Origin of the sequence: Phascolarctobacterium sp. Marseille-Q4147 (genome assembly GCF_017968825.1) — a bacterium.
Lineage (GTDB): Bacteria > Bacillota > Negativicutes > Acidaminococcales > Acidaminococcaceae > Phascolarctobacterium_A.
Genome location: NZ_CP072874.1, coordinates 1,448,602 through 1,461,896 on the forward strand (window position 1 = coordinate 1,448,602; position 13,295 = coordinate 1,461,896).

Below are 13,295 nucleotides of genomic sequence, written 5' to 3' on the forward strand. Positions count from 1 at the left end.
AAGGATTTTGCAATCTGCATTTCCTCCTCTTGCTGTGTTGAATACGTTTATAAATTGCCCGCGGTGGATACCGGCAAAGAAGTACAGAGGAAACAAGGCAACTCTTGCACAGACTTTACTGAAGTTTCCCTTAGGGTGATTTGTAAAAATAAAAATTGGCAGTCGACTATACTGCCGGATTTCCTAAGGGAGGAAAAGAAAATGAAAAAATCTTTAGTTCTCGCAATGGCAATGGCTCTTGGCGTAACCGCTTCCGCTTACGCTGCTAACCCCTTTTCTGACGTTCCTGCTGGCCACTGGGCTTATGACAGCATCAACAAACTGGCTGCTGCTGGCGTAATCGAAGGCTACGGCGACACCACCTTCGGTGGCGACAAACTGATGACCCGTTATGAAATGGCTCAAATCGTTGCTAAAGCAATGGCAAAAGGCGCTAACGTTGACAAACTGGCTGCTGAATTCGCTGACGAACTGGACAACCTGGGCGTTCGCGTTGCTAACCTGGAGAAAAAAGCTGACAACGTTAAAATCACTGGTGAAACCAAATATCGTTATTGGGATTATGACAGAGCTAATGGTGGCAAAGATAACTCCAAAGACGCTCTGCGTTCCCGTATTTGGGTAAATGGTGCAATCAATGATGATTGGACTTATAAAGCAATGTTAGAAAACATTCAAACTTTCCAACATGACAACGTTGGTGACGAAACTGTTAAATTCCAACGTGCTTATGTAACTGGTAAACTTGGTGGTATGGCTGTTCAAGCTGGTCGTTATCAATTGACTGATTTCACTGGTGGTAATATCTATGATCAACGCCTTGATGGTGTTCAAGTTGCTTATGGCAAAGATGTTAAATTGACTGTTGGCGCTGGTAAAGCTGCAACTGCAACTGGTATGCCGAAATGGGATAAAAAAGCTAAAGCTTATGTAAAAGATGAAGATTCCGTTGCAGAAGATACTTATTATGCAAACCTCGGCGCTAAACTTGGTGTAGTTGATGCTAATGTTGGTTATTATAAATTTACTGATGTAGCTGCACTGAAAGATGACGACAAGATTTGGACTGCTGGCGTAGCATTCCCTGTTCTCAAAGACTTGAAACTGTCTGCTGTATACCTGAAATCTGATGTTGATACTTATAACAACAAATCTATTGATGATGACGGCTATGTAATTGGTCTGGATTACAAAGGTGCAAAAGCTGGCGTAGCTGGTTCTTATGGTATCTTCGCTAAATACTATGATCAAGCTGCTGGTACTTTCGTAGCTCATACCATGGAAGGTGAAAACTTTGGCGTTGATGCTGATGGCTTCAAAGGCTACATGGTAGGTGCTAACTACACCTTCGCTAAGAACATCGTTGGTGCTGTTAAATACTTCGATCTGGAAGGCAAGAAGGGCGACGATGAAACCAACACCCTGTATGCTGAACTGAACTTCATGTTCTAATTTGACTTTTTGTCACATCGCTGAAAAGCAAAAATCGCATATGCATAAATGAAAAGAGGACGGTGCGCACCGTCCTCTTTTTGATGCTACACGTCATGCAATAAAGCACACGGTTTAAGTATGATTTTCTTGCCAACCATCCTCAATAATGATAAAATCAAATAAACAGCAAGGCTGAAAATGCCTGCAAGTTATTTTTTGGAGGACTATATTATGAAGAAAATAGCAATTCTGCGCTGCCTGATAACCTCCGCTTCCTGTGCGGGAGCAGGCTGCCTGCGCGCTTTTTATGAAAAGGATAAAGCCTTTGCACAGTATGGTGATGAGGAGCTGCGCCTGATGGCGATGTGGACCTGCAACGGTTGTGGCAATTCTAAGCTGGAAAACCAGGAAGGTATCCGCAAGAAGATAGAGCGTATGAAGGCTTTGGAGCTGGATGCTCTGCATATCAGTCACTGCACGCACAAAAAGGATGACAATGGCGAAAAGCATCTCTGTCCCAAGATTAAAGCGATTATTGATGAGCTGCAGGAAGCAGGCATTACCATCGTAGACGGTACTCACTAATATAATATGTAGCATGTTGTTAAGCAGTAGTCAGAAATGGCTGCTGCTTTTCACTTTATCAACTTAAAAAAATCTCCCATGGCAGGATTTTTTACTCGCTCTAACGAATAAATATAACTATGATTCCAAATATGAAAGGGGTAATAAAATGAGAGAAACCGTAAAAAAGTATATTGCCGAGCATTATGAGGATTATGTGAAGGATTTGGAAGCCTTGACGAATATTGATTCCGGTAATGGTGACAGAGAAGGTACGGAAGCAGCAAATAAGTTTGTCGCTGAAAAAATGACAGCTATCGGTGCTACCACGGAGTTCAGATATAATGACAGAGCCTGCCATCTGATTTCCCGCTTAAAAGGAACAGGCAAATACACGATTCTGCTTGTTGCCCATGTTGATACAGTATTTAAGAAGGGTGAAGCTGCACGTCGTCCGTTCCGTGTTGACGAGAATAACTTTGCCTGGGGTCCCGGCGTAGGCGATGATAAGGCTACTGTTGTAGAGGTTATATATGGCTTGGAGGCTTTGAAGGCTGCAGGCTTTGATAATTTTAAGGAAATTATTTATTACACCAACGGCGAAGAGGAAGGCGGCAGCAAGACCGCCGAGGATATTGTGGCAGAGCTGTCACAGCAGTCCGACTTTGCGATTATTATGGACGTTGCCCGTCCGAACTGGGGTATTGTTACCCAGCGCAAGGGCAATGCCAAATACCGCGTTGAGGTTACCGGTAAAGGCGGACACCACGGTAACGCATCTCAATCCTGCGCTAACGCTATTCACCAGCTGGCATACACGATTACCGAGCTGCAGAAGCTTGCCAGCCCCATGCCGGGACATCCGGAGGATTACACGGCAGCAGCGCTGAAGGCGCGCGGCATTGTTGATGCTGGTCAGTTTATTCCGCAGAATACCGTAAATGTTGGCGTAATCGGTTCTACCAATGACAAAATCAGCGTTATTCCGGGCGATGCCTTCTGTGAGGTAAATATCCGCTGCTTTACGATTGAAGAGCAGCAGCGCATTGATGCTGAGGTTAAGGCGCTGGCAGATAAGGTTGTTATTCCCGGTACCAGCATAAAAATTACCGGCGGCATTGTTACCGGACCTATGCAGAAAACTGCGCAGGCACAGAAGATGGTTGACGTTTATAAGCGCATCGTTAAAGAGGAATACGGTGCTGAGGTGAACGAATGGGTAGCAGGCGGACTGACAGATGGCAACCGCACAGCGAAGTTCGTACCGACACTGGATGCTTTGGGTGTAGAAAACTATGATGAGCATACCGACCATGAATCTGTAGATTTGAATACCGCAGTTCCCAGAACAACAGCCTTTGCGCTGACGCTGGCTGAGCTGGCAGAAACCTTCTGATAAAATTTTAATAATGAGTTGAAAGCTTTCCCCGCGTACTAATGGTGCGTCGGGGAAATTTTTTTGCTATATTCTGACTTTCCGCCAACCTTTATATGTTTTACATAATGACTAGACACTGCACTTGTGGTATAATAAAATAGTTAAAATCTTACAGATAAGGTGTGATGATATGTCGAAAAAAAGTAATAAATATGCAGGTGATCAGCCTGCCGCTTACGATCCTACGGGCATAAGCGAGTATCTTGGCCTGGGACGCCCGATTGACTTTGACAAAAAGCCGGTGCGTATTGCGATGATGTGCGCTGTTGCTATTTCCGTTGTGGTAACGCTATGGAAATGCTCTACCGGTATGGATTCCGGTGCTGCTGTTGTAAGTGCTTTGGGCTATGCTTTATCCTTCCTTTTCAGCTATATGCTGGCTTTGGAGCTTGATCCCGACCGTCAGCTCGGCGGTTTCATCGGCGGCGGACTGACTTTGGTAGCAACCTATTTTATGGGTGAAGGCAATATCCTGGTAATGCTGTGGCTGCTCTTTATCCTGCGTATGCTGAACCGCAGCTCCGGTGACAGACATCGTCTGATTGATAACGTTATTATGATTGGCAGTGCTGCCTGGCTTGGCCTGCAGGGCTTGTGGGTATTCCCGCTGCTGACCGGTGCTGCCTATATTCTGGAAAGCCAAATTCAGGCAGGCTATTTCCGTAGTCTTTATCTGGCAGGTATTTCTCTGGCTTGCTTGCTTTTTGCGAAGTATGATACCGTTGCCAATGAACTGTCCATGAGCAATATTATTATCATGGCACTGGCCTTCATCCTTTTCCTGCCGGAAATCCGTGTGGCAGATTATGTGAAGTCCAAGGGTGATAAAAACGGCAAGCGTCTGCTGCCGAAGCGTCTGCAGACCATGCAGGGTTATTTCTGCATGATGCTGTTCAGTCTGACATTTTTGCATGGCAATGCTATCGTACCGTCTTTGATGCCGGCTGTAGGTGCTGCGGCAGGCTGCGGTATCTATCTGTTTGTTGCGTTGCTGAAGCATGAAGTATTTTAAAGCTATTTTGGAGGTAAATATCAATGAGTGAAAACAGAAAAATTAAATTTACGACTAATAAAGGTGTTTTCGTTGCCGAAATGTTTGAGGACAAGGCTCCGCTGACCACCAAAAACTTTATCGAGCTGGTAGAAAAAGGCTTTTATGACGGTATTATTTTTCACCGTGTAATCGACGGCTTTATGATTCAGGGCGGTGACCCGACTGGTACCGGTATGGGTGGCCCCGGCTACAAGATTAAAGACGAGTTCGGTGAAGGCCTGAATCATGATGACGAGGGCATTCTGTCCATGGCTAATGCAGGCCCTAACACCGGCGGCAGCCAATTCTTCATCACTCTGGCACCGACTCCCTGGCTGAACGGACACCATGCAATTTTCGGCAAAGTTGTTGAAGGCATGGATGTTGTACGTCTGATTGGCGTAGTACCGACTGATTTCCGTGACCGTCCGCGCGAAGCTGTGACAATGGAAAAGGTAGAGGTTGTAAAATAAATGGCGGCGTTTGTATATATGCTGCGCTGCAAGGACGGCAGCTTATATACAGGCTGGACCAATGATTTGGAGCACCGTCTGGCGATGCATAACAGCGGACGCGGTGCCAAATATACGCGTGGACGCGGTCCTTTGGAGCTGGTCTACAGTGAGGAGCTGCCGGATAAGGAAGCGGCTTTGCGGCGTGAATGTGCCATAAAAAAGCTGCGCCGGGAGCAGAAGCTTGCTTTGCTTCAGACATGGCAGGCTCGCATTGCAGAATAAAATTATAAAGATTCAGACAAATATTTGCTTTTCCTGTACATATAGGCTATAATAAGCTAAGTGAGTTTAAGATGCTCAAATAGTAATTAGGGAGGCCTACAGATGACAGGCAAAGTTAAATGGTTTAATGCAGAAAAAGGCTATGGTTTTATCCAAAGAGAAGGCGGCAAGGATTTGTTCGTTCACTTCTCCGGTATTAAAAGCGAAGGCTTTAAAACCTTGGAAGAAGGCTGGAACGTAGAATTTGACGTTATCCAAGGTGACCGTGGCGAACAGGCAACTAACGTTGTGCATGTTGAATAATAAATGCAAATAAAAAGCTGATGCTAAGGCAGGTAACTGCCGGAGCATCAGCTTTTTTGCTGTTTGCGGGAGGATGAGAGTTCAGCTGGTAACAAAGGAGGATATCACCGAGGCCTTGGTGACAATACCGCAAAACAGTTTATTATCGTCAATTACAGGCAGAGGGAAGGGCGTGCTTGCCGAAAGCGGCATAATATCTGCCACAGGTGTATCAAGATTATCTATCACAGGTACATTGCGCAGAATGCTTTTATCAAAGGTTGTATAGCCGGAAAGCACCTGCATAGCGCTATCCAATGTGATAATACCGATAAAGTGCAGATGCTCGTCAACTACGTAAGCACTGGATACGCCGCTGTTTTTCATATTACGCAGTGCAACGGCGGCACCGTCGATATTGCGCACGATACATGTCTGCGTACTCATTACGTTACGCACGGTGAAGATTTTACTGGAATCGGCATTATTGATAAAGCTGCGTACATAGTCATCCGCGGGATTAGTAATCATTTCCTCCGGCGTACCAATCTGCACCATGCGGCCGTCGCGTAAAATACCGACGTGTGTTCCCAGGCGGAAGGCTTCGTTGATATCATGGGTGATAAAAACAATGGTTTTGCCGGTTTTTTCCTGAATACGCAGCAGCTCAAACTGTAAATCGTTACGTACCAGAGGGTCGAGCGCAGAAAAGGCTTCGTCCATCAGCAGGATATCTGGATCGTTGGCAAGTGCGCGGGCGATGCCGACGCGTTGCTTCATACCGCCGGAAAGCGCACTGATGCGCGTTTTTTCCCAGCCTTGCAGGCCAACCATTTCCAGCATCTGCATAGCCTTTTCGGTTCGCTCCTTCAGCGGTACGCCGCGTATTTCCAAACCATAATAGGTGTTTTCCAAAACATTACGGTTGCTGATAAGTCCGAAGTTCTGAAACACCATGGCTACCTTAGTGCGGCGCAGCTCCTGCAACTGCTTGCTGCTGAAATCGGTAATGTTATCGCCCTCAAGATAAACTGTGCCTGAGGTTGGCGGATTAAGCATATTCAGGCAACGGATAAGCGTGGATTTGCCGCTGCCGGAAAGACCGATGAGGACAAATACTTCGCCTTTGTTGACCGTAAAATTTATATCAATCAGACCTGCGGTGATGCCGGTGGCTTCCTGTACTTCGGTGCGGGAAGCGCCTTGCTCCAGCATGGCCATAGCTTTTTTCTCGTTTTGCGAATGCTCCAGAGGAATAAACAGCTTGTACAGGTTTTTTACTTGTAATACGGGTACAGTCATTTATTTTCCCTCCTTTTTCTTGTCAGCCAGACTTTGCGTCAGGCGGTCAATGATAATCGCGATAATAACGATAGAAATACCGGCGATGAGTCCACGACCGGATTCGGTACGGTTGATGGCAATCAGCACCTCCATGCCGAGGCCGTTGGCACCAATCATCGCGCAGGTTACAACCATCGCTACGGCCATCATCATCGTCTGGTTGATGCCTGTCATAATCGTGGGCATGGCCTGCGGAATCTGCACCTTGAACAGAGTTTGCCAACGCGAAGCGCCGAAGGCAGCTGAGGCTTCGACAACATTTGGATCAACCTGCTGAATACCGTGGCTGGTTAAGCGGATTACAGGTACAACGGCATAAACTACCGTAGCAAGAACTGCAGGCACCTTGCCGGGACCGAGCAGCATAACCGCGGGAATCATATAAACAAAGGTGGGCATAGTCTGCATAGCGTCAAGCAGAGGACGCAGCAGTCTATTTGCCAGTCTGCTGGTGGACACAAGGATGCCGATGGGCAGACCTAAAAGCAACGAGATGATAACAGAGGAAATAACAACTGCCAGCGTTTCATTCATCATGCTCCAATAGCCGAAGGCGCCGATGGCGAACAGTCCTATCCCGTAGATAATACCGCGCGACAGCTTGCCGGTAAGCACCTTGCCCAAGGCAGCAATAGCGATGATAGTCAGCCACCAGGGAATAAAGTTCAGCAATCGTTCGATAGAAAGAATACACCAGGTAAGAATATCCTTCACCTTATTGAAGAAGCTTGCGTAGGTGGTGTTGATGTAGTTGACGAAATTGTCGATGGGCTTAGTCCAGTCTACCTGAACTTCTTCAGGAAAGCTCAGCAGCCAGCTTGCTGCAGTTGTTTTATCGCCTTTGAGGGCTTTGTTGATGCTTTGCAGCTTATCCTCAGGCAACCAATGTGCGAGCAGCTCGGGGTGGCGCTGCATGAACCAGATGGCAGCCTCGTCATAGGTGCATTTGGTATCTGCAATGTGCGCCAATGCTTCCGCAGTGAGTGCGCTGGTTGTGTGATATTTTTGCAGGAAGGCAACAAACTCCGGTGCTTTGCTTTGCAGCTGTTTGTTGGCAATGATGCAGACGGGAACGGAGCGAGCTTCCGTCAGTCCACGTTGAAAGCCGACTTCATTGTAGGGCTCGTCCTGCAGCAGAACGAGGTCCAGCTTGCCGGTGAGCCAGGTCGGCTCGTAGTTGTAGCCTACAATCGGTTCGCCCTTAGTGTAGGCGGCGAGGAAGGCGCTGTTCAGCGCCGGCTCGCTGCCGGAACGGAAGTAGACATAATTTTTGTTTAAGCCGTAGGCTTCATATTTCAAATAAAGTATCTTATCAATGCTCCAACCGGGGATAGCTCCGTAAAGACGGCCTTTGGAAGGATCTTCTGGATCCTTGAAAAGATGTGCATAGCGTGCCAGGTCTTTGACGGTTTTCAAATCCGGAGCGAGTGCCTTAATGCCGCGGCTGGCGTCACCCTCAATAAGATAGCGGGGAACATAAAGGCCCTGCTTATCATCATCAAAGTTGATGCCCAGGTTGAGCAGCTTGCCGGTTTTCATGTCAGCTTCAAAGGTAGGCACGTTATCGGTCCACAGCTCCATATGCACATCTACGTCGCCGCGGAGCAGCGCCGTCTGGATGATGGGCGTGGAGCCACTGATAATCTTAGGCGTGATGTTATAGGCGTGAGTGCCGATGAAACCGGCAACGGCGTTGTGAAATTTAACACTGTCCCAACCGGCGTCTGCAAAAACAACCTCTTGTTTTGGTTGCTCATTAGCGGCGTTGACATTGCCTGCTATAAATCCCAGTGAGGTCAGTATGAGTAAAAAAATGGCTGATAATTTTCGTAACATGGCTTCACCTCCGTCAAAGCAATAAAAAGAAAAATACTCCTCTTAAATTTATTTTACAAAGCGAAAATTCTTCTTGTCAACTGCAAATGCAACAATGTATAAAAGAATAACTTTAAAAACTAAAGTTATTGTAAATGCAGAGTTTTGTATAAAGAGAAGTGTATGCGAATATTGGTGAGGATGATAAATTATCAGCAGAAAGGATGAGCTGTTATAACGCTTCGTGACTGTCAGGGATTTTAATCTTATTAAGCAGCATTATGCTTCCAATAAAGCAAATTGCTTGGAGTTGTGGAATGCTCAAGGATATTTTTCTCATTTCTGTAACCTTTTTAACACAGATTTAACCGCAAGCTTACTTTGGATTTTACATTCATCCGTTACAATAAAAGCACGTTGTAAAGATGACAACAATAATTTTTGTGGAATATCAGTAAACGGAGGAATGGAAATGAAACTGAAAAAAGTTTTGGCAGCAGCAATGATTTCCCTGCTGGCAACTACTGCACTTGTCGGCTGCGGTAGCGATAAGAAAAGTGCTGACACCGGCAAAAAGGTGCAGATTGAATATTGGCACGTTGCTGCTGAGAGCTTTGGCGGCGCAACCGTAAAAGAATTGGTTGCCGACTTCAACAAAACTCACCCGAACATTGAAGTAGTAGAAAAATATAACCCGGATATGTACAAAGGCCTGACGCAAAACCTGCAGGCTGCTATGGCTTCCGGCAAGAATCCGGATGTAGTGCAAATGGGTTATTCCTTCCTGAACTACGCTGCTGAAAACTTTAAATACACCGATTTGAATGAAGCATTTAAAGCTGCCGGCGATGAAAACTTTATGAAAGACAATTATCTGCCGAACGTACTGCAGCTGGCACAAACCGAAGACGGCAAGCAAATCGGTCTGCCGTATTCCGTAAGTGTTCCTGTACTCTTCTACAATCCGGAAATTTTTGAAAAAGCCGGCTTAGATCCGAAAAATCCGCCTAAAACCTGGGAAGAGGTTAGCAAGGCAGCTAAACAAATTAAAGATAAAACCGGCAACATGGGCTTCTTCATGCAGGAATATGCCGATAACTGGACTCAACAGGCTCTGATCGAATCCAACGGCGGCCAAATGCTGACTAAGGTTGACGGCAAGGTTAAAGCAGGCTTTGATACTCCGGAATCTGCTGTAGCTTATCAGGTTGTAGCTGATATGGTTAAAAACGGCAGCGGCCTGCATGCAACTAACGAAGAAGGCTTCCAGGCTTATCTGAGCGGCAAGCTGGGCATGGTTTGCACCACCATCGGTAAACGTGCTAACTTCGAAAAAGGCGCTAAGTTCAAAGTAATGGCTTCTCCGTTCCCTGCTTTCGGCAACAAACCGACCAAGATTCCTGCAGGCGGCAACTTCCTGATGGTCTTCTCCAAAGATGCTGAAAAGCAAAAAGCTGCTATTGAATTCATCAAATATCTGGAATCTCTGGAAGCACTTGCTAAATGGAGCACCGGTACCGGTTATCTGCCTCCTCGCAAAGGCGTAGCTGATGATCCTAAGGGCTTCAAAAAGCTTGCTGATGAAAACCCCAACATCAAAATGGCTCTGCAGGAAATGACTAAGGTTACCAAATGGGCTAGCTTCCCCGGTGCTAACGGTCTGCAGGCTGAACAACTGCTGATTGATGCCCGCGATATCATCCTGAGCGGCAAAATGAGTGCACAGGATGCTTTACATCAAACCGCAGAAAAAATTAACAAGCTGCTGTAATTAGTCTGATAAATAAGCTGTCGCAGTTGCGGCAGCTTATTTTGCTAATAGCGCAAAGGAGGTTGCTATGAGTAAGAACAACAAGGAAGCAATACTTTATCTGCTGCCTGCTGCCGTACTTTTTCTGGTATTTTATTATTGGTCGCTGCTGCAGAACATATATCTGAGTGTTTTTTCCTGGAATATGATCAGCCCTAATCAAAAATTTGTGGGCCTGGAAAACTTCATCACTATTTTCAGCTCTGCCGAGCTGATTAAAATTTTAATCAACACCGTTTTGTTTGTAGCAATTATGCTGGTGCTGAATTTTGTTCTGCCTTATTTTTATTCGTTTATCCTGGGACATTTAGTGCATCGGTGGACAGCATTCTACCGTAGCGCGCTGTTTCTGCCGTCTACCTTATCACTGGCGGTAGCAAGTATTTTGTTCCTGTGGATTTACAATCCGCTGGCCGGACCGATTAACATTGTTCTCAGTCAGTTTGATATCGCTTCACCGCGTTGGTTTAAGGAAAACTATCTGGTTATTTTCGCCATCTGCACGATTATCGGCTGGAAGGTTTTCGGCTATAATCTTATCGTTATGCTAGCTGCTATGGTTGCGGTTCCCAAAGAGATGATTGAAGCTGCCAAGCTGGAGAACGCTTCCAACTGGGTTATCTTCAAAAAAATTATTTTGCCGATGACTTCTTCTACCGCAATTTATGTTTTTACGATAACGGTAGTTTTTGGCCTGCAGTACGTTCTTGTACCTGTAAATATGCTGACGCAGGGCGGTCCGGATCAGGGCAGCAGTAACCTTGTATATATTATTTACCAATATGCCTTCACCTTCTTCAAGGCAGGCACCAGTGCGGCCTATGCGGTTATCACCATGGTTTGCTATCTCATCTTCCTCTTCGTGAAGAATAAATATTTGGAAAAGAAGGTGTACTATGAAAACTAAGCTGCAGAATGAATGGTATTGGCATGCATTTTTGCTCATTGCAGTTTTCCTGATGCTGTGGCCGATAGTGTTTATGATTTCTACCTCGCTGAAGGATTTGAATCAGGTCTTTGAATCTACGTTAAATCCTTTACCGTTTCCGCCGACCTTTGACAACTACACTACGGTGTTGCATAACTTTCCGCTGCTGACCTATATCTGGAATACGTTTTACATTGCTATCGTTGTTACGGCCAGCAAGGCTGCGACAAGCGTACTGGCAGCCTTTGCCTTTGTGTATTACAACTTCAAATATAAGGAAACAGTTTTCAACGGTATGCTACTGACGTTCTTCATCCCCATCACCGTTTTGATTATGCCGAACTATTTGATGATGTCTAAGCTGGGCCTTTTGGATACTCCTTACGGTGTTATGCCTCCCGGTCTTGTAGACGGTATGGGTATCTTCCTGATGCGTCAGACTATGCGCGGTATTCCCAAACCTTTGCTGGAAGCAGCAATTTTGGATGGCGCCAAACCGCATCAGGTACTGTTCAAGGTTATTATGCCTTTGATTAAGCCTTCGGTACTCGCAATTTCGATTTTATTCTTCATTAACAGCTGGAACGAATATTTTTGGCCGTTGCTGATTTTGCAGGATAAAGCAAATCTGACGCTGCCGTTGGCATTGCAGATGTTTATCAATGCCGAGGGTGGCAGTGAATGGGGCATCGCTATGGCTGTAGCAACGCTGACAAGCTTGCCGCCGTTAGTGCTTTACGGCTTTTGCCAGAAATTTATTATCAACACATTTATGCAATCGGGAGTGAAAGGATAAGAAGATGGATAACTTACAAAACGATTACAGCATTATATTTTCACATGTACAAAAGGCTTACGGCAGTAATGTCGTAATCAATGATCTGAATCTGGAGATACAAAAGGGCGAGCGTCTGATTCTGCTTGGTCCCTCCGGCTGCGGCAAGACAACAACCCTGCGTATGATTGCCGGCTTTGAGGAAATCACCAAGGGCGAGCTGTATATGGACGGCCGCGTGGTTAATGATATCGCTCCCGGTGAGCGCAACATTGCTATGGTGTTCCAAAGCTATGCACTGTTTCCGCATCTGAGTGTTTGGGATAACATCACCTTTGGCTTGCAGCTGCAAAAGCTGCCGCAGGCTGAAATGGAAAAGCGTGCGCGTATGGCGATGGAAATTCTGCATCTTGAAGGCTACGAAAATAAAAAGACGCATGAATTGAGCGGCGGTCAGAAGCAGCGTGTTGCGCTGTGCCGTGCTTTGGTAAAGCAGTCACCGTATTTCCTGCTGGACGAGCCTTTATCAAACTTGGACGCTAAACTGCGCCAGAAGGCACGTACCGAGCTGGTAAAAATCCATGAAATGTTCAAGCCGACCATGATTTATGTAACTCATGACCAGATTGAAGCAATGACAGTAGCGCATCGTATTGCCGTTATGAATCAGGGCAGAATTCAGCAGATTGATACTCCGGCAAATATTTACCATCATCCTGCCAATACCTTTGTGGCAACCTTTATCGGTTCTCCGGCAATGAACATTCTGCAGGCTGAGATTTTAGACGGTAAAATTATTGTCGGTGACTGCGCTTTGAAGCTGCCGCAGGAGCGCTTGCAGGAGCTTGGCGGCCGCAGCAAGGTCCTTTTCGGTTTGCGTCCTGAGGCTTGCACACCGAGCTTTGAAAGTGCTATGATTAATGGTAAGGTAGACTTTGTTGAAAATACAGGCAACCTGAAAACTGCTACACTTAAATTGGCAACCGGTGAAAGCTTTTATCTGCAGGACAGTGACCAAGGCCTGCAAATGGAGGATATCCGCGGCTTCAATTTTGATTGGCAAAACGTTTGCCTATTTGATGCCGAAAGCGGTGAAAACTTAGCGAAGGTACGCTAAGCCTTGAAGGGAGGAAGT

At 46.1% G+C, this 13,295-nt stretch carries 13 protein-coding genes; 11 read left to right on the plus strand and 2 right to left on the minus strand.

The genetic code is table 11. The features are described from left to right. Positions 1-201 precede the first annotated feature (201 nt). From KAH19_RS06850 to KAH19_RS06880, 7 genes are all read left to right on the plus strand, one after another. Positions 202-1,452, plus strand: a complete 1,251-nt coding sequence (locus tag KAH19_RS06850) for an S-layer homology domain-containing protein (protein WP_210683963.1) — start codon at positions 202-204, stop codon at positions 1,450-1,452. A 213-nt stretch (positions 1,453-1,665) separates the two neighbouring features. Then, positions 1,666-2,019, plus strand: coding sequence for a CGGC domain-containing protein (locus tag KAH19_RS06855; RefSeq protein WP_210683964.1), 354 nt, complete (start codon positions 1,666-1,668; stop codon positions 2,017-2,019). A gap of 148 nt (positions 2,020-2,167) precedes the next feature. After that, positions 2,168-3,394, plus strand: coding sequence for a M20/M25/M40 family metallo-hydrolase (locus tag KAH19_RS06860; RefSeq protein ID WP_210683965.1), 1,227 nt, complete (start codon positions 2,168-2,170; stop codon positions 3,392-3,394). A 172-nt stretch (positions 3,395-3,566) separates the two neighbouring features. Next, the gene (locus KAH19_RS06865) at positions 3,567-4,448 is read left to right on the plus strand and encodes a hypothetical protein (RefSeq protein WP_210683966.1); all 882 of its coding nucleotides are present in this window, start codon (positions 3,567-3,569) and stop codon (positions 4,446-4,448) included. A 23-nt stretch (positions 4,449-4,471) separates the two neighbouring features. Continuing rightward, positions 4,472-4,942, plus strand: coding sequence for a peptidylprolyl isomerase (locus KAH19_RS06870; RefSeq protein ID WP_210683967.1), 471 nt, complete (start codon positions 4,472-4,474; stop codon positions 4,940-4,942). Further along, the gene (locus tag KAH19_RS06875) at positions 4,943-5,206 is read left to right on the plus strand and encodes a GIY-YIG nuclease family protein (RefSeq protein WP_009145306.1); all 264 of its coding nucleotides are present in this window, start codon (positions 4,943-4,945) and stop codon (positions 5,204-5,206) included. Between the two features lie 102 nt (positions 5,207-5,308). Next, on the plus strand, positions 5,309-5,509 hold the full coding sequence (locus KAH19_RS06880) for a cold shock domain-containing protein (RefSeq protein ID WP_009145305.1): 201 nt from the start codon (positions 5,309-5,311) through the stop codon (positions 5,507-5,509). Between the two features lie 81 nt (positions 5,510-5,590). Here the strand turns inward: KAH19_RS06880 and KAH19_RS06885 are convergent, their stop codons facing one another. Together KAH19_RS06885 and KAH19_RS06890 are read right to left on the minus strand one after the other, a co-directional pair. Next, positions 5,591-6,790, minus strand: a complete 1,200-nt coding sequence (locus KAH19_RS06885) for a glycine betaine/L-proline ABC transporter ATP-binding protein (protein WP_210683968.1) — start codon at positions 6,788-6,790, stop codon at positions 5,591-5,593. Further along, entirely contained in the window at positions 6,791-8,668 is a 1,878-nt protein-coding gene (locus KAH19_RS06890) for a glycine betaine ABC transporter substrate-binding protein (protein ID WP_210683969.1), read from the minus strand. It abuts the gene before it with no gap. A 445-nt stretch (positions 8,669-9,113) separates the two neighbouring features. Between KAH19_RS06890 and KAH19_RS06895 the strand changes: the two genes are divergently transcribed. From KAH19_RS06895 to KAH19_RS06910, 4 genes are all read left to right on the plus strand, one after another. Next, positions 9,114-10,418: an ABC transporter substrate-binding protein gene (locus KAH19_RS06895; protein ID WP_210683970.1), complete on the plus strand. Its 1,305-nt coding sequence runs from the start codon at positions 9,114-9,116 to the stop codon at positions 10,416-10,418. Positions 10,419-10,485: 67 nt separating this feature from the next. After that, positions 10,486-11,364 carry a carbohydrate ABC transporter permease gene (locus KAH19_RS06900; RefSeq protein ID WP_210683971.1) on the plus strand — a complete coding sequence of 293 codons (879 nt, stop codon included), beginning with the start codon at positions 10,486-10,488 and terminating at the stop codon, positions 11,362-11,364. After that, positions 11,354-12,181: a carbohydrate ABC transporter permease gene (locus KAH19_RS06905; RefSeq protein ID WP_210683972.1), complete on the plus strand. Its 828-nt coding sequence runs from the start codon at positions 11,354-11,356 to the stop codon at positions 12,179-12,181. The genes KAH19_RS06900 and KAH19_RS06905 overlap by 11 nt, the downstream gene beginning before the upstream one ends. Before the next feature lie 4 nt (positions 12,182-12,185). Next, positions 12,186-13,277 carry an ABC transporter ATP-binding protein gene (locus tag KAH19_RS06910; RefSeq protein WP_210683973.1) on the plus strand — a complete coding sequence of 364 codons (1,092 nt, stop codon included), beginning with the start codon at positions 12,186-12,188 and terminating at the stop codon, positions 13,275-13,277. Positions 13,278-13,295: the final 18 nt, after the last annotated feature.